This window comes from Taylorella asinigenitalis MCE3 (assembly GCF_000226625.1).
GTDB classification, from domain to species: Bacteria; Pseudomonadota; Gammaproteobacteria; order Burkholderiales; family Burkholderiaceae_B; genus Taylorella; species Taylorella asinigenitalis.
On the sequence record NC_016043.1, the window covers coordinates 293,690 to 317,840 of the forward strand.

At 38.1% G+C, this 24,151-nt stretch carries 28 protein-coding genes and 1 tRNA gene; 9 read left to right on the plus strand and 20 right to left on the minus strand.

The window, feature by feature from the left end; all coding sequences use genetic code 11:
* Positions 1 to 171 precede the first annotated feature (171 nt).
* Positions 172 to 477, plus strand: a complete 306-nt coding sequence (locus TASI_RS01420) for a surface lipoprotein assembly modifier (protein WP_014110971.1) — start codon at positions 172 to 174, stop codon at positions 475 to 477.
* Here the strand turns inward: TASI_RS01420 and queF are convergent, their stop codons facing one another.
* From queF to TASI_RS01435, 3 genes are all read right to left on the minus strand, one after another.
* Positions 478 to 1,338 carry an NADPH-dependent 7-cyano-7-deazaguanine reductase QueF gene (gene queF, locus TASI_RS01425; RefSeq protein WP_014110972.1) on the minus strand — a complete coding sequence of 287 codons (861 nt, stop codon included), beginning with the start codon at positions 1,336 to 1,338 and terminating at the stop codon, positions 478 to 480.
* 110 nt (positions 1,339 to 1,448) lie between these two features.
* Positions 1,449 to 2,318: a tRNA 2-thiocytidine(32) synthetase TtcA gene (gene ttcA / locus TASI_RS01430; RefSeq protein WP_014110973.1), complete on the minus strand. Its 870-nt coding sequence runs from the start codon at positions 2,316 to 2,318 to the stop codon at positions 1,449 to 1,451.
* A 1-nt stretch (position 2,319) separates the two neighbouring features.
* The gene (locus TASI_RS01435) at positions 2,320 to 2,679 is read right to left on the minus strand and encodes a dihydroneopterin aldolase (RefSeq protein ID WP_015552101.1); all 360 of its coding nucleotides are present in this window, start codon (positions 2,677 to 2,679) and stop codon (positions 2,320 to 2,322) included.
* Between the two features lie 108 nt (positions 2,680 to 2,787).
* On the opposite strand from TASI_RS01435, the gene TASI_RS01440 reads away from it, so the two are divergent.
* Positions 2,788 to 3,735: an NAD(P)/FAD-dependent oxidoreductase gene (locus tag TASI_RS01440; protein ID WP_014110975.1), complete on the plus strand. Its 948-nt coding sequence runs from the start codon at positions 2,788 to 2,790 to the stop codon at positions 3,733 to 3,735.
* A gap of 8 nt (positions 3,736 to 3,743) precedes the next feature.
* Positions 3,744 to 5,225, plus strand: coding sequence for a cardiolipin synthase (cls, locus tag TASI_RS01445; RefSeq protein ID WP_014110976.1), 1,482 nt, complete (start codon positions 3,744 to 3,746; stop codon positions 5,223 to 5,225).
* Here the strand turns inward: cls and TASI_RS01450 are convergent.
* Positions 5,220 to 5,915 (minus strand): ABC transporter permease, encoded by a 696-nt coding sequence (locus tag TASI_RS01450; protein ID WP_014110977.1) that lies wholly within the window; start codon positions 5,913 to 5,915, stop codon positions 5,220 to 5,222. The two genes, cls and TASI_RS01450, sit on opposite strands and share 6 nt — an antisense overlap.
* A complete protein-coding gene (locus TASI_RS01455; protein WP_014110978.1) occupies positions 5,915 to 6,619 on the minus strand; it encodes an ABC transporter permease in 705 nt (234 codons plus the stop codon). Before TASI_RS01455 ends, TASI_RS01450 begins: the two co-directional genes overlap by 1 nt.
* Before the next feature lie 135 nt (positions 6,620 to 6,754).
* On the opposite strand from TASI_RS01455, the gene TASI_RS01460 reads away from it, so the two are divergent.
* A complete protein-coding gene (locus tag TASI_RS01460) occupies positions 6,755 to 7,534 on the plus strand; it encodes a transporter substrate-binding domain-containing protein (RefSeq protein ID WP_014110979.1) in 780 nt (259 codons plus the stop codon).
* A gap of 7 nt (positions 7,535 to 7,541) precedes the next feature.
* Here TASI_RS01460 and TASI_RS01465 read toward each other — a convergent pair whose 3' ends face one another.
* Positions 7,542 to 8,531: a YoaK family protein gene (locus TASI_RS01465; protein ID WP_014110980.1), complete on the minus strand. Its 990-nt coding sequence runs from the start codon at positions 8,529 to 8,531 to the stop codon at positions 7,542 to 7,544.
* Positions 8,532 to 8,639: 108 nt separating this feature from the next.
* On the opposite strand from TASI_RS01465, the gene bioB reads away from it, so the two are divergent.
* Complete coding sequence (gene bioB / locus TASI_RS01470; RefSeq protein ID WP_044977904.1) at positions 8,640 to 9,632, plus strand: biotin synthase BioB; 993 nt, start codon at positions 8,640 to 8,642, stop codon at positions 9,630 to 9,632.
* On the opposite strand, the gene TASI_RS01475 is transcribed toward bioB, so the two are convergent.
* The 4 genes from TASI_RS01475 to TASI_RS01490 all read right to left on the minus strand — a co-directional run bounded on the left by TASI_RS01475 (position 9,619) and on the right by TASI_RS01490 (position 12,278).
* On the minus strand, positions 9,619 to 10,137 hold the full coding sequence (locus TASI_RS01475; protein ID WP_014110982.1) for a universal stress protein: 519 nt from the start codon (positions 10,135 to 10,137) through the stop codon (positions 9,619 to 9,621). The genes bioB and TASI_RS01475 overlap by 14 nt on opposite strands.
* 78 nt (positions 10,138 to 10,215) lie before the next feature.
* Entirely contained in the window at positions 10,216 to 10,776 is a 561-nt protein-coding gene (gene dnaQ / locus TASI_RS01480; protein WP_014110983.1) for a DNA polymerase III subunit epsilon, read from the minus strand.
* Entirely contained in the window at positions 10,777 to 11,493 is a 717-nt protein-coding gene (dnaQ, locus tag TASI_RS01485; protein WP_014110984.1) for a DNA polymerase III subunit epsilon, read from the minus strand.
* On the minus strand, positions 11,493 to 12,278 hold the full coding sequence (locus tag TASI_RS01490) for an enoyl-ACP reductase FabI (protein WP_014110985.1): 786 nt from the start codon (positions 12,276 to 12,278) through the stop codon (positions 11,493 to 11,495). The genes dnaQ (TASI_RS01485) and TASI_RS01490 overlap by 1 nt, the downstream gene beginning before the upstream one ends.
* Before the next feature lie 132 nt (positions 12,279 to 12,410).
* On the opposite strand from TASI_RS01490, the gene TASI_RS07905 reads away from it, so the two are divergent.
* On the plus strand, positions 12,411 to 12,584 hold the full coding sequence (locus TASI_RS07905) for a hypothetical protein (protein ID WP_014110986.1): 174 nt from the start codon (positions 12,411 to 12,413) through the stop codon (positions 12,582 to 12,584).
* 72 nt (positions 12,585 to 12,656) lie between these two features.
* Here TASI_RS07905 and purU read toward each other — a convergent pair whose 3' ends face one another.
* The 6 genes from purU to TASI_RS01520 form a co-directional block, all read right to left on the minus strand.
* Positions 12,657 to 13,502: a formyltetrahydrofolate deformylase gene (purU, locus tag TASI_RS01495; protein ID WP_014110987.1), complete on the minus strand. Its 846-nt coding sequence runs from the start codon at positions 13,500 to 13,502 to the stop codon at positions 12,657 to 12,659.
* Positions 13,503 to 13,558: 56 nt separating this feature from the next.
* Positions 13,559 to 13,951 (minus strand): hypothetical protein, encoded by a 393-nt coding sequence (locus TASI_RS01500; RefSeq protein ID WP_014110988.1) that lies wholly within the window; start codon positions 13,949 to 13,951, stop codon positions 13,559 to 13,561.
* Between the two features lie 174 nt (positions 13,952 to 14,125).
* Positions 14,126 to 14,210, minus strand: a tRNA-Leu gene (locus TASI_RS01505).
* A 52-nt stretch (positions 14,211 to 14,262) separates the two neighbouring features.
* A complete protein-coding gene (gene ampD / locus TASI_RS01510; RefSeq protein WP_014110989.1) occupies positions 14,263 to 14,847 on the minus strand; it encodes a 1,6-anhydro-N-acetylmuramyl-L-alanine amidase AmpD in 585 nt (194 codons plus the stop codon).
* Entirely contained in the window at positions 14,844 to 15,149 is a 306-nt protein-coding gene (locus TASI_RS01515; RefSeq protein WP_014110990.1) for a PP0621 family protein, read from the minus strand. The genes ampD and TASI_RS01515 overlap by 4 nt, the downstream gene beginning before the upstream one ends.
* Before the next feature lie 8 nt (positions 15,150 to 15,157).
* Positions 15,158 to 15,997, minus strand: coding sequence for a cytochrome C assembly family protein (locus TASI_RS01520; protein WP_014110991.1), 840 nt, complete (start codon positions 15,995 to 15,997; stop codon positions 15,158 to 15,160).
* A 63-nt stretch (positions 15,998 to 16,060) separates the two neighbouring features.
* On the opposite strand from TASI_RS01520, the gene ffh reads away from it, so the two are divergent.
* On the plus strand, positions 16,061 to 17,476 hold the full coding sequence (gene ffh / locus TASI_RS01525) for a signal recognition particle protein (RefSeq protein ID WP_014110992.1): 1,416 nt from the start codon (positions 16,061 to 16,063) through the stop codon (positions 17,474 to 17,476).
* Positions 17,477 to 17,527: 51 nt separating this feature from the next.
* Here ffh and lysM read toward each other — a convergent pair whose 3' ends face one another.
* The 4 genes from lysM to TASI_RS01545 all read right to left on the minus strand — a co-directional run bounded on the left by lysM (position 17,528) and on the right by TASI_RS01545 (position 21,146).
* Positions 17,528 to 17,971 (minus strand): peptidoglycan-binding protein LysM, encoded by a 444-nt coding sequence (lysM, locus tag TASI_RS01530; protein WP_014110993.1) that lies wholly within the window; start codon positions 17,969 to 17,971, stop codon positions 17,528 to 17,530.
* Between the two features lie 53 nt (positions 17,972 to 18,024).
* The gene (trmB, locus tag TASI_RS01535) at positions 18,025 to 18,657 is read right to left on the minus strand and encodes a tRNA (guanosine(46)-N7)-methyltransferase TrmB (RefSeq protein WP_228359747.1); all 633 of its coding nucleotides are present in this window, start codon (positions 18,655 to 18,657) and stop codon (positions 18,025 to 18,027) included.
* A 79-nt stretch (positions 18,658 to 18,736) separates the two neighbouring features.
* Positions 18,737 to 20,845 carry a methionine--tRNA ligase gene (gene metG / locus TASI_RS01540; protein WP_014110995.1) on the minus strand — a complete coding sequence of 703 codons (2,109 nt, stop codon included), beginning with the start codon at positions 20,843 to 20,845 and terminating at the stop codon, positions 18,737 to 18,739.
* A gap of 7 nt (positions 20,846 to 20,852) precedes the next feature.
* Positions 20,853 to 21,146 (minus strand): hypothetical protein, encoded by a 294-nt coding sequence (locus tag TASI_RS01545; protein ID WP_014110996.1) that lies wholly within the window; start codon positions 21,144 to 21,146, stop codon positions 20,853 to 20,855.
* A gap of 90 nt (positions 21,147 to 21,236) precedes the next feature.
* Here TASI_RS01545 and apbC point away from each other — a divergent pair, with 90 nt between their 5' ends.
* Complete coding sequence (apbC, locus tag TASI_RS01550; protein WP_014110997.1) at positions 21,237 to 22,319, plus strand: iron-sulfur cluster carrier protein ApbC; 1,083 nt, start codon at positions 21,237 to 21,239, stop codon at positions 22,317 to 22,319.
* A 44-nt stretch (positions 22,320 to 22,363) separates the two neighbouring features.
* Entirely contained in the window at positions 22,364 to 24,151 is a 1,788-nt protein-coding gene (locus tag TASI_RS01555; RefSeq protein ID WP_044977912.1) for an autotransporter assembly complex protein TamA, read from the plus strand.

The window sequence follows — 24,151 nt, forward strand, 5'->3', positions numbered from 1 at the left end:
GTTTTATAGAAAAAAACATATTAGCACCGTAGAAGTAACAAAATATATTTCTTACGTTTTAACAAATATGTGGTAAATCAAGATGAGAATTACTATCATATAGAGTTTCATTTTAGGGGACCTTATGAAGCCATATGTTATATGCTCTGATAAATAACAATATCGATCTTTTTGAATCCGTACTACGAGGCATTGCCACCTGAAGCTAAGGAGCCGATTGTTCAGTCGTGGGCAGGAGGGCTTACGACTCAATTTGAGGCCTCAAAGCACTTTAAGAAATTCGATGGAATTGGCTTCTTTAATAATGTCCAAATTAACCACGACTATGAGTTAGGTGCCACCATTTGGCATAGAAATATTCACTTTAAGGGTCTCACCCCAAGGATAAATTACACCTACCATAAAGCGAAAAGCAATGTGCCGTTATACTCTTATAATAAGCACAATCTTTATTTTTCAGTGAGCAAAAGCTTTTGATTACTGACGGAATTGGCGTTTTTCCTTTAAGTCTTCGTAATCCTCTACGCTGCCAGCTGTTTCCCTAAAAGGATTGATATCCAGTCCGCCGCGTCTTGTGTACATTGCAAACACAGATAAATATTTGGGTTGGCAATGCTTCCATATATCCGCATATATTTTTTCTACGCACTGCTCATGAAATCCAGAGTGATTTCGATACGAAACGATATAGCGGAGTAATCCTTCATGATTTATTTTTTTATTGCCTGAGTATTTAATATGAACTGTTGCCCAATCGGGTTGACCAGTAACGGGACAATTAGACTTAAGTAAGTGTGACTCTAATTCTTCAGAAATATAAGTCGAACCTTGAATGTCTTCTGTCTGAAGTAAATTTGTGTCAGGATAATATTGAAAAAAATCTATATCCAATTTATCTATATTTTGAATCTTAGAAGTGGCATTTCTCCTTATTACCGAATAAGAAAGCAGTTCTTCAGATTTATCTATATCAAAAAATTCAATTTTTACATCACCCTTGGTTGCATTTTTCAAATCTCGTGTCATAAGCTTTAAAACTTCCTCTTTTTCTAAATGTTCATTGTTAAATGAGTTTAGATAAAGTTTGAATGATTTTGACTCGATAAGAAAAGGGTTACTTGCTGGAAATGTAAACCTAATCACCGCAATCTCAGGTTTTCCATTTGGATTAAGCCAAGAGAATTCATAAGCATACCAAATATCGACCCCTTGAAAATCTATTTGATTAAGATCGATTTCTGAACGCCCCAAATCCCGAGAGAATGGTTGAAGCAAACTAGAATCGTATCCTTGAGGATATTCGGTTGCTTTGCCTAGTGCTGACTGACTTAAATCCATAACTATATACTCCAAAATATGCAGCTCCGGGACGCAATTTTGCTTTAACCCTTGAGCTTAAGTATTAAATCTCAAAGAACCTAAAGATGAAAGTCTTTAGGTTTTTTTCTTTATTTATCTCTTTTAAGATTGCTTATGTTAATGACTTGTTCGTTTTCTAAATCTGGAAATGTGTCTTGATCAAAGGCCGTATCACCGTCTTCAAAAAATTCACCAGTAGTTTTAAGATTTAAAAAATCAAAAAGATCTGTGTCCAAAAGATGAGATGGAGCTACTGCAGATAATGCTTTAAATGTATTCCATACTTTTTTAGGACTCTGCTTTTCCCAAGTACGAATCATGTCGCCCACTTCCTTGCGTTTTAAATTTTCTTGAGAGCCACATAGATTGCATGGAATAATTGGAAATGCTTTCTGTTTTGCGTATTCTATTATGTCTTTTTCAGCTACAAAAGTAAGAGGCCTAATAACCATATGCTTACCGTCATCGCTAACCAATTTCGGAGGCATAGTTTTAAGCTTGGCTGCATAAAAAAGGTTAAGAAAAAAAGTAGCCAAAATATCGTCGCGATGATGACCTAAAGCAATCTTATTGCAAGATAATTCATCGCTAACTCTATATAAAATTCCACGTCTTAATCTAGAACATAAAGAACAAGTTGTCTTCCCTTCAGGAATTACGCGCTTCACAATAGAATACGTGTCTTGATTTTCTATATGATATGGAACACCGATGCTTTCAAGATATTCAGGCAATATATGTTCTGGAAATCCAGGCTGCTTCTGGTCCAAATTCACAGCTACAAGATCAAATTTTATCGGGGCTCTGGTTTGAAGAAGACGCAAAACTTCAAGAAGCGTGTATGAATCCTTTCCTCCTGAAAGGCACACCATTACTCGATCTCCGTTCTCAATCATTCTATATTTTGTGATGGCAATGGCCGTCTCACGAACAATTCTTTTTTCTAATTTGTTGTCCATATTAGAAATCAGTTCTTGTAGAAATTAGCTGAACACCAACTGCATCAGAATCGGAGAAAGCTGCTGGTTTCCCAATCTTAAGATCGATTTTTTCTATCTCCTCAAATTCTCTATAGAGTCTTTTTGAGATAGAAATAAGTAGTGTCTCAACCAAATGCACATGTTGTCTCACGGCTTCTTCATGAATAATATTTCTGATTTTTCTGTAGTCGAGTACTGTTTTTATATTTTTATCATCAACTTTAGTAGGTGTTTTTATATCTAAAACTATATCCACTTCTATGATTTGAGTGGATCGTAGCTCATGCTCAAGAATTCCTATCTTCGCATCGATTTTCAGTTTATTAAAAAATATTTTCATCTGAGGCATTTTATTCGAATAGCTATAGCCAATTAATAGCAAGAATTGTAATGTTTACAGAGATTAAATTGGTTACAATCACTAAATTATTTCCACTAATTTTAATTTATGGCTAATCAAGTTTATGATGCTGTGATTATAGGGGCAGGACCTGCGGGCGTGTCCTGTGCAGTATGGCTATCATTGCTAGGGTTTAAGGTTGTAGTTATAGAAAGATCAAACCATATCGGAGGATTAGCTGCAAATAACCCATATCAAGATGTATGGAATGTGACGGCACCTGAATTAACAGGAGAAGATGCCGCAAAACAGATGCGTAAAAGTATTGACCATGCCCGTGTTCCCGTGCTTTTTGAACAATCTGTATATGATATTCAATCCGTAAGTTCACCATCAGATTTCAAACTCAATAAAGTAGAGCGTGGAGCTCCCCAATACAAAATCTTCTTTAAAAATACGAAGGACGGTTTGGAATCAAGAGCAATAGTGGCTAGAAGCGTGGTCATTGCCACAGGTGTAAAGTATAAAAGGCCACCAGAGATGGGGTCTAAAAATTATCCTCAAATTTTAGTGGGCCCAGGAAAACATGTATATCAGCATGATTTTGTTATGCGAGAAATTGCTATTCTCGGCGGCGGGGATAATGCTATGGAAAACGCTATATACCTTGCTCAGAGAGGGGCGAAGTCTATCGATGTATATAGTCGCACGCTTAGAGCGCAAAACAAATGGATGAAAAATATTCCTCAAGACTCTTTACATCTAGGCCCATATAAATTTGACCCCGATCATATGTCCGTAAACGGTAAACGATATGACACGATTTTAGTGTTCTACGGATATGAACCGCAGCTCGATGGTTTGCCAGATATTGGATTGCGTGTTCAGGAGAATGGCTATTTATGGACCGATGAAAAGACGGCACAAACCAATATACCAGGAATATATGCGATTGGAGAGGTTGCTAATCGTATGCATCCGTGTGTTGTTACTTCGATGGCTGATGGCATTGTTGCGGCAAAAGCCATTCAATTTGTATTGGAATTCAAGGACTAGTGCTTTTGATGGAATGGTTCTCTGAACACATTGGTTTTGTTATAGGCCTAATATGGGTCTTATATATGATAGGAGTGGCGTTTTGGATTATTCTTCAAAAACGTGAGCCTTCCTCGACCCTTGCATGGATTATGCTTTTGGGGTTTTTACCTTTTATCGGTATTGTCGTTTATTACTTTTTTGGTCCTAAAAAATTCAAACGTCAACGCAACGCTCGAAGACGAAGCCGCAAAACAATTTCGAAAAATGCAAATATTTGGGGTATTCAAGACGGATCACATTACATAGATCCAAGCTACAAAGACATATCTTTACTTATTGATAACACTAGCCATACACCAACTACATATAGTTGGGAGTATAAATTTTATTCGGACGATGATATTTTTGAGGCTATTTTTGAAGGAGTTAGAAATAGTACAGAGTATGTTTTAGTGCAGTACTATCAATTCGATAGTGACACAATTGGTACTCGCTTTAGAGACTTACTTATTAAGAAACTACATCAAGGAGTAAAAGTCTATTTGCTTGTGGATGCCTATGGTTCTAAAAGCCTGACTCGTCGTTTTTTAAAACCTTTTTTAGATGCAGGTGGTCATCTTGAGTTTTTCCATAATCTAAGTTTTAAACGACTCCCGTCATTACTTAATTTTAGGAATCACCGAAAAATCGTAATTTGCGATGGTTTATATGCCTTTACAGGCTGTACGAATATGACGGATTTGGAATATCATGCGGCAAATCCAGAAGCCTTCCATGATGTGCATATCAGGCTAAATGGTCCGTCTGTTATGTGGCTCGAGAGTGTATTTGCACAGGATTGGATCTATTCAACAGGGAATAAAGATTTATTTAGAGTTCTAAAAGATAGTTATAAGCGAAGAAATAATCGCAAACTCAATAAAGTAAATTTAAACACATCTTCACCCGACGATAGCGAAGATGATTCTAGATTTAGAGTTCAACTTATTCAATCTGGTCCAGACACAAAATATGCACCCATTATGCGTGCAATGATGGCTGCCATTCATAGAGCAAGAAAGCATATCTATTTAATCACGCCTTATTTCGTACCAGATGAAGCGGCAATTGAAGGGCTTACTTCAGCTGCATTGCGTGGCGTGGACGTACAAATTCTAGTACCTCTTATGAGCGATTTTAAATGGGTGACTCTTGCAACAAGATCTTGGTTTGATGAGCTCTACAAAGCAGGGGTTAAGATTCATCTATATCAACCAAGTATGATTCATTCAAAAATTCTTATTGTGGATGAGGATATTAGTTTCTTAGGCAGTGCGAATTTCGATAACAGAAGCTTTTATATTAATTTTGAAATTTCGATTCTCTGTTATGAAAAAGAGGCAAACAGCATACTTACTAAAGAGTTTAGAAATTGTGTCACTAATTCAGAAACGTATGTCCCACAAAAACTAGGTCTTTGGACTCGATTCGTACATGCCCTAGCACGTTTATCGAGCCCTTTATTATAGCGATTTAGAAGCTAGCACAAGCCTTTTCTCTACACGTTTATAAAGATAAATAAATGAGAAAGTCAAGCACAAATACACAATACCAGCCGCAGTGTATGCGATAAATGGCTCATAGAAAGTGCTATTAAATAGGCTGGCCGCATTAGTTACTTCATTTATAGTTACAGTACTTGCTAGAGAAGTTGCATGTATGGTCATAAGCACTTCATTGCTATATGCTGGCAATGCTCTCCTTAAACTCGAAGGTAATATAACTCTTCTCATAGTCTGTTTTCTGTCCATGCCATATGCATAAGCAGCTTCTACTTCTTTGCGATCCATATTTTTAATAGAACCTGAGAAGATTTGTGTAGTATATGCGGCTGTGTTTAAGCCTAAAGCCGCAAAAATATAAATTTTCCCATCTTTTAAAAATTCAAATCCAGGCTGTTGCATAAGGTCCTGAATAAATCCGATGCTTGGAATCCCAAAGTAGAAAATATATAACTGAACTAGAAGTGGCGATCCAGTAAAAAAGAAAACATATGCTTTTATTAGAGGAGTAAAAATTGTTTTTCTCTGAAGCATAACAGCTAGTGGTACAGAGATACATATTCCAATGATTACAGACACTATGGATAAAAATAGTGTCATAGGCAATGCTCTAATACAATCGCTTAAGGCTTGCAACAACAAATCTAGGGATTCCATCAAACTTCAACCCCCTGTAAAACGCCTCTAGAATAATGCACTTCAAGATATTTGAATAATCTTAATGAAAGCCATGACCCCATTAAAAATACCAGAGCTGATAGAAGATTAAACGTAAAGGACATATGAGTAGCAGTACCTGCCATATGAGCTATTAGGGTCATATCTTCTAGTCCTATAAGCGATACCAATGCAGTTGCTTTATTTAGAACTAACCAGTTATTTTTCATCCCTGGTATAGCAAAACGCATCATAAGAGGGAAAATAATTCTAGTAGCCACTTGGAACTTGCTCATACCATAGGCTTCTCCAGCTTCAATTGAGCCTTTCGGAATGGCCAAAATAGCACCTCTAAATGTCTCTGTAAAGAAGGCCCCATAAATAAAGCTTAGGGTAAGAACGCCTGCAATCATAGGACTGATTTCAATATAATTCCATCCCATATATTCGGTGACTTGATTTAAGCCTATCTGGATACTGTAGAAAATCATAAGCATCCAAACTAATTCTGGAACCCCTCGGACAAAAGTAGAATAGAAAGTACCGATAGAACTTATGACTAGATTTTTAGAAAGCCTAAACAAAGCCCCTACAAAACCAATTACTACAGCCAGTACTACAGAAAGTAATGCAACTTCTAGAGTAACCAATGCTCCTTGCAGAATACGGGGCAAATACTCTAGAAAAACTTCGAAATCTGTCATTTAGCACTATTTTGAACAATGAAACAGCAATTATTATAGAAATATCAAAATATTAAAAGTTGGTATTTTTACCCATATCCTTAAATAGTTCATATGATATATTCAAGTTACTAATTTCAAAATAAAGGGGGTTTTATGACTCTAGTTAGAAAAATTCTACTTGCTGGTTTTATGGCTTCGTCTATTGTTGGAGCAGCACAAGCAGAAGAAAAAGTTATACGTTTCGGCTCTGATGCCACGTATGCGCCTTTCGAATATATGAATGCTGAAGGCGAAGTGATTGGATTTGACATAGACATTGCCAAAGCGATGTGCGAGAAGATGAAAGCGAAATGTACTTTCCAAAATCAAGCTTGGGACGGAATTATTCCTGCACTTCGTGCTAAGAAATTCGATGTAATTGCATCATCTATGAGTATTACCCCTGAGCGCCAAAAAGCTGTAGCATTTACAAAGATGATTTGGAACTCTCCAAACCCACTAGTAGGTAAAAAAGGTACTAAGGCTCAGCCTACTCTAGAAGGTACTAAAGGTAAAGTTGTTGGCGTACAGCAAGCTACTATTCAAGATAGATATGCAACTAAGTATTTCAAAGATGCGACTATCAAACGTTATAAAACTTTCGATGACGCTCTAAATGACTTAGTTCTAGGTCGTGTTGAATTAGTATTCTGTGACGTTGGTGTGGGTGATGAATTCTTAAAATCATCTAAGGGTGGAGATTTTGAATTTATCGGAGATGCTGTACTATCTAAAGATGATCCAGAAATTTTCGGTGTAGGTACTGGTTTTGCGGTTCGTAAGCAAGATACAGAGCTATTAGAGGCTTTAAATAAAGCATTTGATGAAGTGCGTGCAGACGGTACATACGATAAGATTCAAAAACAATATTTTAAAGTCGATATGTATCAGTAAGCTTTAACTATTGACGCATCCAAGTCTTCGCAGGGGTCTCTTCAGGCCCCTCATTTGTTTCTGCTTCAAGAAGTTCTCTGTGATCAAGAGCCCAAATTTCTGCCTCTTGAGCCTCCGCCCAGTCAGCTGGACTTAAATCATCTTTCCATGTCACAGTAATATCAGGCCTATCTTCTGGGGTGGCAATGACATTCTCTTTCTCCATCTCAGGTGCAGAATCGAACACGACTGGCGGAGAATTTAGGCGTTTAACTATCTGTCTGAGATCATCTAAAAGCGGTGTGCTAGAAATATACAAAAGCACTAAGCCCACATAAACGGTAAATGAAAAGCCAAAATAACTATAGCCAATCGCCCCCGATACTCCCCCAATAAAAAATAAAATCAACACTTCGACCAAAAGCCAAAGTTTTTTCATATTTGCCCTAACTGGATGCACTTTCTGACCATCTCGATCGGCACGATTCCAGTAGAAGGCCTTTCCTAGCTCGATTCCAATATCAGTTACTGTGCCCGTCATATGCGTAGAACGTAATTTGTAATTAGATATATCAGTGATAATCGCATTTTGCAGACCCATAATAAAACACAATGTAGCAACCGTAAACGGCGTCCACAGCCATGAAACGTTAAGTTGGAGCCCGTCCATCACACCAAAAAATATTAAACCATTAGCCTCAATAAAAATTGGCAATGCATACTCACTCTGCCAATATCGATGCCTCGCAAAATTGATAATCATCGATGTACATGCAGATCCTGCAATAAAGGCCATTAATGCACCTAAGCCCCAAAATAGATACTCAAGATCTCCTATGGTTAGCATATCAGCCATATGAGAGACTATTCCAGTCATATGTGACGTGTATTCACCAACAGCAAAAAAACCACCAGCATTTATTGCACCCGCAACAAATGACAAAAAGCATGCAAGTTCCACATTTGCAGAATATGTGCGTGCTTTTCCAGTGAGTCTTCGTGAATATTTAGCTAACATCGCTTAAAATGAAGGAAAATGTAGTTATCTTTATTGTTTGATTTAAATTGCACTAAGTCGCAGATAAATTTAATATTACATATCTTAATACAATTCAGTTACATAATAATGGAAATAAAAAGTATTTCAAGGCATTCATTGGACAAATGGAATGTAAATATGGCTATGGAGCTATTTGATATGCCATTTATGGACTTAGTTTTTTTAGCACAAAAAATTCATCGTGATTATCATGATCCCAATAAAGTCCAACTCTCTACATTAATGTCAATTAAGACAGGTGCTTGTCCTGAGGACTGCAAGTATTGCCCTCAATCAAATCGCTATCAAACACATGTAGAAAAAGAGAGGTTAGTTGCGGTCGAAGAGGTGGTTGAGGCTGCAAAGGCAGCAAAAGCTAGTGGTGCTACACGTTTTTGTATGGGTGCTGCTTGGAGAGGCCCTAAAGAGCAGCATCTTGAGGTAGTAAAAGAAATGGTTAAAGCGGTAAAAGAGCTAGGCATGGAGACTTGCGTAACCCTAGGCATGCTTAAAGAGGGCCAAGCAGAAGAGCTTAAGGATGCAGGTCTTGATTACTATAACCATAATTTAGATACGTCCCCAGAATTTTATGGTGAAATTATCACTACTAGAACTTACGAAGATCGCCTTGATACTTTACAAAAGGTGCGTGATGCAGGAATAAAAATCTGCTGTGGTGGTATCGTAGGTATGGGTGAATCTAGGGCTCAAAGAGCAGGTTTATTGGTTCAACTTGCAAATCTAAATCCTCCGCCTGAATCTGTCCCTATAAATCAACTGATTCGTGTGCCTGGCACGCCTTTAGAAAATGTGGATGATCTTGATCAATTTGAATTTATAAGAACAATAGCCGTAGCTCGTATTATGATGCCTAAATCGGTTATACGATTATCAGCAGGTAGAGAGCAAATGCCCGAAACAATGCAAGCTTTATGCTTTATGGCTGGGGCTAGTGCAATGTTTTATGGAGAATGTTTACTCACTACTTCAAATCCGCAAATTAATGCGGATCGAGCTTTGATGAGTAATTTAAAAATTCAAGCCGTAGCTGGTGGAGTGCAGGCTGCTACTCAGGTTTAGTTTCAGGTGCTTCTTCTTTTTTGGTATCTTCTGACTTAGGTTTTTCTTCTGGATTAGAAGTTCTAAAAACTAAAACAGAAACTTTAGCTAAAGAAATAACTTTATTAGTTACACTTCCAAGAAGAAGGCTAGATAAGCCGCTGCGACCATGAGTAGCCATAAAAATTAGGTCGCAATTTTGCTCTTCAGCAATATTAACGATGCCCTCTGCAACATTGTAATTTCCGCTAATGATAGAGGTGAACTTAACATGCTCATTATTCGCATGTTCTAAGATAGGCTCAAGATATTCTTTCGCCTCCTGTTGAGCCGCTTCTTCAAAATCACCATCTGAGATTGCATAAGAAGCAACCATTCCATCAAAACCAATCAAGGTAGAGAAGGGTTGGGTAATATTGAGTGCTAAAACCTCCGCACCCATAGCTTTAGCTAAGGAAATACCAGCTTTAGCCGCTTCAAGAGAAATATCAGAACCGTCTATAGGTAGCAAGATACGTTTGTACATAAAAATCTCCCAACATTTGATAATATAATTTTACCACTTGTTATATCGTCAGATGTACAGTCAAATTTAGTCAAAGACTCATATCGGAAGCTCAACTTGACCCATATTTAATGCAATGTAAACTTCAGCCAACATTTGTGCATCTAACAAGGCACCGTGAGGATTTCTGTGTATTTTGGGATTGTAATTTTTATTTACTAATGTTTTATACAAAGCATCTAAAGAATATCGTTGCCTCGGGAACTCTGCCTTTGGAAATTTTTTTCTTCCGAGCAATACCGTATCAATAATATCAACCACATATTTTTTGAGGCTCGGTTTTCCACAAAGCCTAAGCTCATTATTTAAAAATCCAAGATCAAAAGCTGCATGGTGAATTACTAGAATAGTGCCTTCAATAAATTTAAGAAATTCTTCGGCACAATCCGCAAATTTTGGTTTATCCATCAAAAATTGGCGACTAATTTTATGAGTTCTATAAGCCCCTGGAGACGAATCTCGCTCAGGATTAAAATACATCTGAAGATTATGTCCCGTGCACTGGCCATCGATGACTTCCACGCAACCAAGCTCTATAACTCTATCGCCCTCGTAGTATTTAGATCCTGTGGTTTCAGTATCAAGACATATATATCGCATTTACCAGTTGATTTCTTTTTTGCTTTCAGCCGCTAGGGTGGCAATGTACTCGCTATGAGCCTTCATCTCTTCTTCGCTAACCTTAACTAGTTTCAAATCAAATTTGGATAGGTCTACTGATCCAGAAGTAACAGCTTCTCCATGTTCTTGTTTTGCTTCTACCTGAACTTCTGAAAACAAATCGTTTTGGCCAGAATTTAATTTAATAAAAACTTTAGCCAACATGGTGGCATCAAGCAGAGCCCCGTGGATTTTTCTGTCTTTTGATTTATCGAATGTTTCGTCGACTAAGTCTTTATATAGTTTATCGAGAGTGATTACGGCTGATGCAAATCCATTTTCTCGAGCATAATTACGAGAATCAATAAAGCCGTTTATAAACGAGTCTAATAATGGTTTTCCACATAATGAAAACTCAGTATTTAAGAACCCCATATCGAACGCCGCATTGTGAATAATAAGCTGAGCACCACTTAAATATTCGATAATTTGATCTGCTTTATCTGCAAATAAGGGTTTGTCCGATAAAAACTCAGTAGTTAATCCGTGAACTCTTAGTGCATCTGGGTCCGAATCTCTTTCAGGATTAAAGTAGATATGTAGATCGTTACCAGTTAGTTTCCCATCAAGTAACTCAACACAACCAAGTTCAATAATTCGATGCCCAGACTTATAGTCCAAGCCAGTTGTTTCAGTATCTAGACAAACCTGACGCATTATTCATTCATGCCAGGAATTACCGCGTGGAAGCCATTATCCACGTGAATGATTTCGCCCGTAATGCCCTTAGATAAAGGAGATAGAAGGAATGCCGCTACATTTCCCACTTCCTCAATAGTTATATTTCTACGCATAGGCGCGTTCGATGCTACATAGTCTAGAATTTTGCTAAAGCCTTTAATGCCAGACGCAGCCAATGTTTTAATTGGGCCCGCAGAAATGGCATTACAGTTTACGCCTAGAGGGCCTAGGTCAGCGGCTAAATAACGTACAGATGCCTCTAGAGCCGCTTTTGCAACACCCATAGTGTTGTAGTTTGAGATTACTTTCTCAGACCCCAAGTAAGTTAAAGTTAAAACTGAACCTTGTGCCTTCTCTAAATATGGCAATGCTTCCTTAGCCAATGCAGGAAAGCTATATGCAGAAATATCGTGAGCTATCTTAAATGCATCTCTGCTTAAACCATCCAAAAATTTACCCGCTATTGACTCACGTGTGGCGAATCCAATAGAGTGTACAAGTCCATCAATAACACCCCATCTTTCACCAAATTGTCCGATGGCATTTTTAATTTCGTCATCACTTGAAACATCACATGAGATTACAAAATCGCTACCAAAACTAGAGGCTAATTCTTCTACACGCTCCTTAAAACGATCACCAACATAAGTGAAAGCTAGTTCAGCACCTTGCTCATGACAAGCTTTGGCAATACCGTAGGCTATGGAACGGTCTGAAATTAATCCAGTGATAACTATCTTTTTCTTATCTAGAAATCCCATGGTTTTTCCTTATATTAAATTCTGAAATTTGAAGTTATCTTATCATACCCTAGTTTGTATGAATGGCCATTTTAATATTGGTGACATATTAGGGAATTAGTCTTATATAACCTTTTTTAAGGAGACAAAAAAATGAAATTACTAAATCGTTTCCGTAATGAGTTTACTTCTAAAGACTGCTCATCAACTGTTCCTGAAACTACTGTGGATAAGGAAATTCAACAAGTAATTAATGAATTGACTCAATCAATTCTTCCAAATAAAGACGATTCTATTAAACCATTAATGGAAGTAAGTCTTAAATAAAATAAGGGGCTTTTAAGCCCCTCAAATCACATTAAATCACACACAAGCTCACAAGCAAAATAATCCGTGTTCCTAGTCAAATACTACAGTCTTACTGCCGTTGATTAATATGCGATGCTCAATATGGCTTCGCACTGCACGTGATAACACCAAAGATTCAATATCGCTCCCTACATTAACAAGATCTTCCGCCGTGTGTCTGTGATCTACATGCTCGATTTCTTGCTCTATTATCGGACCCTCGTCTAAATCCGAAGTTACATAGTGAGCAGTAGCGCCGATAATTTTTACCCCACGTGCATAAGCTTGATGATATGGTTTCGCACCTTTAAAACTAGGCAAGAAACTATGATGTATATTTATGGCTTTGCCGCTCAAAGCTTCACACATTTCATTTGAAAGAATTTGCATATATCTAGCAAGCACAACAAGATCAACTTCTAATTCATCAACAAGACGCAAAATTTCAGCCTCTTGCTCCTTGCGATTTTCTTTCGAAACAGGTAAATGATAAAAAGGAATTCCATAGCTTTTCGAGAGTTTCTCAAAAACTCTATGATTAGAGACTACGCCCACGATATTGATGGGCAGATTGCCGCTTTTTGTCCTAAAAAGCAAATCATTAAGACAATGTCCCTGTTTACTTACTAGAATAAGAACATTGCTTTTTTGCTCTAAATCCCATATTTTCCAATTCATATCGTATTGGGTGGCAATGCCCCCGAACTTCTCCCGCAGAGTTTCTAAATCAAAATTTTCAAGCGAGAAATGCACACGTAAGAAGAAAGTTTTGGAGTCGTAATCACCAAACTGCTGGGAATCGATAATATTTCCGCCAAGATTAAGAAGAAAACCAGATACAGTGTGAACAATACCTGTACGATCAGGACATGATAGTGTGAGAATGTAATGTTTCATGAAAATAAAAAACCCAAAGCAATAGGGGCTTTGGGTCTGAAAAATAAAAATAAAAATTAACTTTTACCTAATATACCAGATTTAGAAGTATCAGTTGATGAACTAATTGTGTAATTTCTAACTGTACCGTTTTTATTAAATTCGAAAATGATAGATTTGCCTTTGCTGTCATTACCTGAAGAGAACATATCTACTACAGGAATAAAGTTAGTTACGTGAGATGTAGATTCGCCATAACGATAAACCCAAATTTCATAACCATCGTTATAAGTCAATTCATTAGGTTCGCCATAATATGCCCTAATATCATATTTTGTAGTTTTGCCTTTAACAACAGTTTCTTTTAGTTCTTCAACCGTAACATCTTTAATAGCAGCATTTCCTGAGCTCGCACAGCCAGAGATAATAGCTGCAGAAGCTAAAACTGTAGCAATAAGAATATTTTTCATGAGGAATTCCTTAGAGAGGTGTTTCAGACGATTATATTATATGTATGATACTGTTACATAAGATTAATTAATAAGCTAAATAAATTGGCTTGATTGTTTTAGGGTAATGATGGGGGGTAAAAGCTGAAAATAAAATGTGAGACCCGCATAAATACAGGCTTTCAAGCAAATTTTTGGTGCCCGAGGCCGGAATCGAACCGGCACGCCTTGCGGCGGGGGATTTTGAGTCCCCTGCGTCTACCAATTTCACCACTCGGGCTTACGTGGAAAAGTTAAAAATTATACCAATAAATTCTATTATTGTTAAAGTTTTATGAATTCTCTAAAGATTGTGGTATTTCTCTAAAAGTGCAACCAGAATCTTTTCTATATTTTGCCCAGTTGAAAAATGGACCTGGGTCGTTTTTTCTTCCAGGGGCGATATGCTCATGTCCCCTGATATCGGTAATTGGGTAACGGTTTTTTAAGATCTTAGTAAGTGACGAGAGGCTCTTATATTGTTCTTCTGTAAATGCATCTATTTCAGAGCCTTCTAGTTCTATGCCCACTGAAAATTCATTGCATTTTTCACGTCCACCGAAAAAAGAAATACCAGCATGAAAAGCCATCTTATCCGTACTTACAAATTGAATTATTTCGCCCGTCCTTTTGATTAAAAAATGAGAGGATACTCTTAGATGTGAAATATTTGCAAAATAGGGGTGATCGTGTGGGTCCAATGAATTTGTGAATAATTTCTCTACATAAGTCCCACCATATTTATAAGGTGGCAATGATATGAAATGCACTACAAGTAGTGAAATTTGAGTTCCAGAAGGGCGTTCTACGAAATTAGGAGATAAAACTTTGGGGCAATTGCTTAAAAAGCCGCATCTATCGATATATGTATAATTCAATTTTCTTTTTTAGGTTGAGATAGGGCCATGCGTTTATGGTCATCGCAACAGTAGTGTTTTCCATCGGCTTTAACGATTTCACTTTCAGGAGTATGTAAGCCGCAGAAATCACACTCAATCATATTTTCTGGAGATGCATGAGATGCCTCTGAGTCAAAATTTTTATAGCTTTCTTCAACACGTTTGCGGTTTTCTCGGGCAATCTGACTGGAACGATTGAACTGACGAAAAATACCCCAAGCACCTACAAGAAAGAAAAATACTATCGCTAAAGATAGAACAAAAAACAGAAGCCTAATCATAATAACAACTAAACCCTATGTAGTAGAACTTCAAGTATAAACCGAGTTCCAGTATAAGCTAGAAAAAGCAATGCAAACCCTATAAGAGTCCAACGCAAATAACTTCGTCCCCGCCAACCCCAAATCGATCTACCAATCAGTAATACACCAAAGATTATCCATGAGAACAAGGTAAAGAAAGTCTTATGGTCTCGTGGCAATATAACCCCTCGCATATCCATAGACACGAAAATGCCAGTAATTATGGAAATTGTTAATAATAAAAAACCAACCCAAATAATGCGATAAAGCATTCTCTCTTGCACCATAAGAGGCGGTTGTGCATTTATCAATCTTGCAAAAATAGAAGTTTGCTTAGTTAAGTCAGTAGGTCGCCTTAAGTACTTATCTAAGATAAACATAATAATTACTTGAATAGCAGCAATTGCGATAATGGCATAAGCAAAAAATGAAAATACCATATGCACTAAAAACATATTATTAAGTATTGGTATACCTATGCTTTGTTCTGATGGTGGAAATATCGCCGCAATCAAACAACTTAAAGCTGCAGCTGGGAAAATTAGATATAGGTAACCTCTAATTTTCAATAATGTACTTTCAAACAAATAGAATAGAAGACCTAACCACATCATAAAAGATATGCTTAATGCCCAATTAATTTTTATAGTCGTTAAACCATGGTGGCTTGGGGTGAACATATTAAAATGAACAGCAAAGCCATGTACAACTGCTGTTGCGATAAGCAATAACTGGAGAAGAATATTTTGGCGTTCGCGCTGTAAAAGTAAGCCTAAAAGCAAATACATCAGAGCAGCAACGTAATGAAGAACGACATCATTCGACATCTATAAAGCCTTCAACTTATAATTGATGTAAATCACAAGTATAACCTATTAAATCTCAATTAAATGTTCGAAAATTTATCAAATCGTTTAGCCCGTGTAATGCAAACAATGCGAGGCGAAGCACGTCTAACAGAGCAAAACACAAAAGACATGCTGCGCGAAATTCGTATGGCCCTGATAGAGGCCGACGTGGCATTGCCAGTAGTGAAATCTTTTATAGATGAAGTCAAGTCTAAGGCTATGGGGCAGGATGTGGCCACAAGCCTAAATCCTGGTCAAGCCTTGGTGGGCGTTGTTCATAAAGAATTAACAGCTCTTATGGGTGGAGATTTAGGGGAGCAAGCATCACAACTTTCTTTAGCCGCTCAACCACCAGCAGTGATATTAATGGCTGGTCTACAAGGGGCCGGAAAAACTACCACCGTAGGAAAATTATCGAGATTGCTGGTTAAGGGTTTATTGCCAGCAGGGAATAATAAAAAGCATAATTCAAAAAAAGTGCTTGTTGTTAGTGCGGACGTATATCGACCAGCGGCCATAGAACAATTAAAAACTGTCGCCCAACAGGCGGGGGTGGATTTCTTTCCATCGACTTCAGATCAAAAGCCGCTTGATATCGCAAAAGCGGCTCTAGACCATGCGAAACGTCAATTCTACGATGTGCTTATTGTGGATACGGCGGGGCGTCTTGGTATCGATATGAACATGATGAATGAGATTAGTGAGCTGCATAAGTTCTTAAATCCAGTTGAAACTTTGTTTGTGGTCGATGCGATGCAGGGGCAAGATGCCGTAAATGTAGCGAAAGCTTTTGCGGAGGCATTGCCACTAACAGGTGTAGTGCTCACGAAGATGGACGGTGATGCACGAGGCGGGGCAGCTTTATCAGTACGTAAGGTAACTGGAAAGCCTCTGAAATTTATAGGTGTCTCTGAGAAGCTAGATGGGCTTGAACCATTCCATCCTGAACGCATGGCTCAAAGAATTTTGGGGATGGGTGATATCGTCTCTCTTGTTGAGCAGGTGCAGAGTAATATCGATATCGCTGAGGCCGAGCGCATTGCCAAAAAAATTAAATCTAAAGATAAATTTGATTTGAATGATTTTAAAGATCAGCTTCAACAGGTCAAGAAAATGGGCAGCATGACTAGTCTTATGGAAAAACTGCCTGGACAATTCTCGCAAATGGCTGGCCAAATCGATGAACAGCAAGCAGATAAGCATCTTCGCCGAACTGAGGGCATTATTAATTCAATGACACCGCACGAGCGACGTAAACCTGAAATTATTAACGGAAAACGCAGGCAGAGGATTGCAAAAGGTGCGGGTGTGCCTGTTCAAGAAGTCAACAAATTGCTTAGGCAATTTGAGCAGATGCAGGGCATGATGAAGCAGCTCAAAAAAGGCGGTATGGGCAAGCTTATGAAAGGTATGAGCAGTCTTGCGGGTATGGGTCGCTTTATGGGTGGAAGACGATAAAAAATAAAAAAAGTGCACCACGAGGGTGCACTTTGGTTTAAGCTTAAAAAATTAAGCTACGTTTTCTGGAATACGAAGAACTTGACCGGGATAGATTTTATCTGCTGAAGAAAGCATAGGTTGATTTGCTTCGAAGATTGAGTTGTATTTGTTAGCGTCACCGTAAACTTCTTGAGAGATTTTAGAAAGAGTGTCACCTTCTTTTACAGTGTACATTTTTGATTCTTTCTGACCATCAGGAACTTGAACGTTACTTTCAACTTGAGAAATACCTTTATTATTTCCTAAAGCTAGTGCAATACGCTCAGCAACTTCTTGAGATTTAGCAATACCATCTAAAAAGATTTTTTCGCCATCACGTTTGATTTCGATACCGTCAGTGTCGATATTTTGTTTAGCAAGTTGGCTTTTAAGTTGCTCAGGAGATTGATTTTGATCGTCGTCTGAACCGAATAAAGATTCACCAGCTTCTTTAATGAAATTGATAATACCCATTTTTCTTCCTTCATAAATGTAAGTTAAGGAAAGTTTATTATACAGGTCGTAAATTAATGTTTTTTGAAAACCAAGTCCCAAGAGCCGTGACCTAGCCTAAATCCACGAGTTTCAAATTTGGTTTGCGGTCTATAACTAGGTTTGTCAGAAAACCCGTGTTCATAGGGGCTTTGATTAATCAGCGATTTGTTTTTAGATAAAACTTCAAGCATTTGTTGAGCGTATTCTTCCCAATCAGTTGCACAATGAATGTAACCTCCTGATACAAGTCTTTGGCAAAGAATTTCTACAAATTCATCTTGTATCAAGCGTCTTTTGTGATGTCTTTTTTTATGCCAAGGGTCAGGAAAGAAAATATGTACTCCACTTAAGCTCCCTAATGGAATCATCTTCGTGAGCACCACATAAGCATCTTCTTTTATAAGCTTAATATTGCTTAAATTAGAGTCGCGGATTCGCATAAGCATGGCACCAACGCCTGCAGCAAAAACCTCAACGCCGATAAAATTATGGTCGGGTTTAGCTAAGCAAATCTTTTCGGTTGTTTCGCCCATGCCAAACCCAATTTCTAGTATAGTGGGGGCAATGCGTCCGAATTCATGCTCAAAATTTAAAAGCTTATCAGACGAGGGTATAAGCCACTTAGGGCCTAAAATCTCAATAGCCCGAGCCTGCCCCGTGGTCATACTATTTCGTTGAGAACTAAAAGAACGTATTCTTTTAAATTCTTCCGGAATGGAATTGTTTGACTGCTTTTGAGTCATATTAACCAATACGCATTCCTGGTTGAGCTCCAGATTGAGGCTCTAAAATCCAAAGCCCTGGATGTGCATCTCTATCCGCATGAGCTGCAGATAAAACCATGCCTTCTGATACACCAAATTTCATTTTTCGAGGAGCTAAATTTGCTACGACTACAGTCAGTTTCCCAATTAAATCCTCTGGTTCGTATGCAGATTGAATGCCTGAGAAAACATTGCGGTTACGGCCTTCTCCAATATCCAGTGTTAATTGCAAAAGCTTAGTAGAGCCTTCAACTTTTTTACAATCAACAATTTTCGCAACACGCATATCAATTTTCGCAAAATCATCTATAGTGATAGTTTCTCCAATTGCTTGACCACCTGGCAGGATAGTTTCATTTTCAGAAGCAGAATCTGTAACTGATTTTGAAGCAGCTTCTTTAGTAGAAGCTTCAATTAAATCGTCCAATTGTTTTTCCTCAACTCTTTGTAATAAATGTTTAAAAGGATTTATTGTGAGAGGCTCATCGTATGCATCCTCCCAAGTTAAATCTTTGCTTATATTAAAAAGGTCCTTATATATCGATAAGCTAAGCTTAGGAGTTATCGGATAAAGCCATGTGCATATCGCTTTAAATCCAGCTATAGCTTGCGAACAGATATCTTGTAACTGAGCTTTAGTCTCATCGCTCGCCTCATTAAATCCTTTTGCTAGAACCCATGGTTTCGCTTGATCAAAGTCAGTATTTATCTTATCTGCGAATGCCATGATTGCACGTATCGCTTTTGAATACTCAAAGCTCTCCAAGTCCGCTTTTATCGTCTCAGTTGTAGATTTAATCTCATCGAAAAGAGTCTTTGAGCTTTCACTATAGCCTAATTTTCCATCGAAAAATCTATTTATAAATGTGCTTGCTCTGCTGGCAATGTTCACGTATTTACCCACTAAATCTGAATTAACGCGCACAATGAAATCTTCAGCTGTGAAATCCACGTCTTCCACTTTCGAGCTTAACTTAGCGGCTATGTAATAACGAAGATATGCTGGATTTAAGCCAACTTCAAGAAACTTCAAAGGTGAAATTCCCGTACCACGGCTCTTAGACATCTTCTCGCCTTTGATGGTTATAAAGCCATGCACCTGTATCCTATCTGGAACCTTGCGATCGGAAAATTTAAGCATAGCAGGCCAAAACAATGCATGAAAATAGATAATGTCTTTACCGATAAAGTGTATTTGTGCCGTATCACCACTAGGGTCCACAATCGCATCAAAATCCAAGCCTTCTTTTTTTGTAAATGCTTTAAGAGCCGCTAAATAACCTACTGGTGCATCAAGCCAAACATAAAAATATTTGTCTTTTTGATCAGGAATAGGAATACCAAAATAAGGCGCATCACGAGATATATCCCAATCCCCTAGCTTGCTTTCATTTTCCGAATCGCCCAACCACTCCTTTGTCTTAGCTAACACTTCATTTTGAAGATGCGGCGTTTCTAATTGTCCACTGCTATTAGTCCACTGATGAAGAAATTCAATACATCTCGAATCGGATAAATTAAAAAAGAAATGCTCAGAACTTCTAATTTCGGGCTTAGCCTTTGTGAGAGTAGAGTATGGTTCGATTAAGTCTGTAGGTGCATAAACAGCTCCGCAACTCTCGCATGAATCCCCGTATTGGTCCTTCGCATGACATTTAGGGCATTCGCCTTTAATATATCTATCAGGAAGAAACATCCCCTTTATAGGGTCAAAAAATTGCTCAATCGTTTTTGAGGATATAAAGCCATTAGACTTAAGTAACTTATAGATATTTTGTGAAATTTCTACATTTTCTTCACTATGAGTGCTGTGCCAGAAATCATGTTCAATTTCAAAGCCATTTAAGTAGTTTGGTCTTTCGCTGGCAATGCGTCCGACTAGCTCCTCTGGTGTGATTCCTTCAGCTTCAGCTTTAAGCATAATTGGGGCACCATGTGCATCATCCGCACCCATAAAATAAACAGTGTGCCCCGACATTCGCATAGACCGAACCCAGATGTCGGCCTGAATATATTCCATAATATGACCGATATGAAAAGATCCATTTGCGTATGGTAATGCTGTGGTAGCAAATATGGTGCGTGCCATGTGTGTCCTATTTTGTTTTTGTTTCTACAAAGTCAACGTCCGTGATTTCTTCAGGCTCACGGCGGCTATAAGTCGGATGTCTAAATTTTTCCGCAAAGTCTTTCTGAGTTTTAACGGCTTTAGATCTTGTGCGTTTCATATAGTCTCCAAATGAGAAGGCTCTCCCAGTTAATTTATTCGCAATGAACATAAAACCTCCAAAAATGAAGGCAATTAAAATTAAAAAGAGAACTAATAAAAAGCCAAGAATTGAAATCCCTATAATAAAAATATTTTGCAAGATACCAAGGATTAATTCCATTAAACTAACTCCTATACTTTATGAGGTGTTTTAATCCTGAAAGACTAAAACAAGATATTATTACAGAAATCGATATTTAAATGTATACCCATGAATGAAACAGAACTCATTATCGAAACTTTAAATCAACTAAAAGACCCACTTACAGGCCTTGATCTAAGAGGAATTCTTAAGCCATCACATGTAAAAAACGAAGGTGGCACCTATAAAGTTAACTTTCCAGTTGGGTATAGTTTAAGTGATAACGAAATATTAAATCTTCAAGAGCAAGCTAGGAATTTACTAGTTTCAAATGACTTAAAAAATGTGGATATAAATTTCGATACCACAGTAAGAAAGCATAAAGTACAAGCTGGTCTAAAGCCACTGGAGAAGATTAAAAATATTATTGCCATAGCATCAGGAAAAGGTGGTGTCGGAAAGAGTACTTGTGCAATTAATATTGCTATTGGTTTATCTCAATTAGGGGCTAAAGTAGGTTTGCTTGATGCGGATATATATGGCCCGAGTGTCCCTACCATGATGGGTTTACATGAAAAGCCTCAGATAAATGCAAATCAACTTATGGTCCCTCATTACAAACATGGTATTTGGACAAATTCCTTTGGCTTTTTAGTTGAGGATGATGTGGCAGCCATTTGGCGTGGGCCTATGGTTGTGCAAGCTTTAAATCAATTGATTTCTTATACTGATTGGCCAGAGTTAGATTACTTAATCGTGGATATGCCTCCTGGAACTGGAGATATCGCTTTGAGCATGTCACAGAAAATACCAGTGGTTGGAGCTGTGATTATCACGACACCTCAAGATCTCGCTTTAATGGACGTTAAGCGTGGAGTTGCAATGTTTGAAAAAGTGGGGGTCCCAATTTTGGGAGTGGTGGAGAATATGTCCATTTTCATTTGTCCTAAATGCGGGCATTCGGAGCATATTTTTGGCAAAGATGGCGGTCTCGAACTGGCGAAAAAAATGGGATTGCGGTATTTGGGGGCATTGCCACTAGAAATTAAAATTCGAGAGGGCTCTGATGCGGGTGTTCCATTAACTTTAAACAATCCTGACGCAGAGGTTTCAAAAATCTATCGAAACATATCGAGACAGATTGCAATATCTATTTCGAGGACTCCAAACGATATGGCCCATAAAATGCCTAACGTTGTGGTACAAAGTTAAAGATATAATTAACATTTGTTTAAATTATTGCTTCAGGAAAGTTCATGAGAGTAAGCACATGGCTCAGGCTATGTCTTTTATTTTCAATATCTGCCTCATCGTCTGCTAATCATAAGCCAGAGGTCCTTCTCATTCCGAGTGGTCTATCACCGGAAGAACTTACCGCCGTCCAAAAAGCTATTAGTGCCGTAGTGCGTCAAGCCGATGACCAAGATGGAGGCGAGGCGGCACGTATCAGAAGAAAAGGTCATGAGGCAGTTGTGACTGCACTTGCAACTATGGGTTATTATTCTCCATTAGTGACACTTGAAGTAGGTCAAGACATTGGAGGCGATACTTGGGATATTTCCATAGAAGCTGGTGAAATAAGTAAAGTTACTCAGGCCACGACTCAGTTCAAAGGTGCGATAACTAAACCAAAACATGTCACTAGAGTTCAAAGTATCAAAGCTTCATGGGAATTGCCCGAGGGAAGTGCTTTCATTAATAAAAATTGGTCTGAGGCTAAAACAGATATATTGGATGAAGTGCTACAAAGAGATTTTTATCTTGCCCAACTTCGTCAAACTAGGGCTGTTGTAGATCCAAAAAAATCTTCAGTTGAAACATTAGTGCTTATCGATAGTGGGCCCGAAGTTAAATTGGGTCATATTGAAATTTTTGGCCTTAGGCGTGTACCTAGGAAAATTGTTGAAAAATATCTAAATTACAAACCAGGTAGAGCTTACGATAGAAACGATTTCGATAAGTGGGTTAGTCTCTTACAGCAAACTAATTATTTTCGTGGCGTTTTTATAAACCCTATCGTTCCTAATGATCCAGATATTATGAACAGGGAAGTGATTGAGCTACCAGTTCAGGTTAGGGTTACCGAGGCTCCAGCAAGTGTATTGACAGGTTCAATAGGTGTGGATGATAGTGTGGGTGCCCATGCTGAAGCGGTTTATAGACAGAATATTATTATCCAACAGCCACTTGTTATAGAAGGCGGTGTAGGAGTCGATAAGAAAGCTCAACGTGCTTATTTTGATGTTTACTTTCCTCCAAATCAGAATCACTCAGTCGATAGCATGGGGGTTATGGTTCGTAGATCGAATATAAATAATGAGAAAGTTTTGCGTTTTGGTTTTGGATTTAGAAGAAAACGCGACTTCAAACTTGATCCAGACAGTAATGTTGAATGGTCAAACGGTTGGGCGATTATGGCGAATCGGGATAGGATTAAGAGGCCAGAAGATCCGATAAATAAAGATTATGTATTGCCATCCGTAGTTGCTACTTATGAAGTTGTCCGCCGCGATATAAAGTCAAAAGAAGACCCTCGTGCGGGAAATGCATTTGGAATGGGTGTAGGCATTGGGCGTAATCTGAAGCAGCAAAGAATGTTCTACAGAGCCTCGATTCGTGGTCAGTACTGGTTTCCAGTAGGAAAGCGTGATGTTGTGACCATTCGTGGTGAAATTGGTCGTGTATGGGCTAGTGAAGGGACTTTATATCCCGATGATTTTGCCTATCGAACTGGTGGAGCACGTTTAATTCGCGGTTATAAATATTACGGTCTTGGGAAATCCATAGGTGACACCATAGTTGGAGCTAAGAATCTGGTTGTAGTAAGTGCAGAGTATCAAAAATATTTTGATGACACATTTGGCATGTCAGCTTTTATTGATATAGGAAATGCGACCGAAAAACTTCGTGACATGAAGCCTAAGGTCGGTATTGGTGTCGGAGCTTTAGTTAAAACTCCAGCTGGCCCATTAAAAGCGGATTTAGCTTGGGCTATAAACGATAAGAAAATTCGGCTCCACTTCACGCTAGGAGCTTCGTTCTAA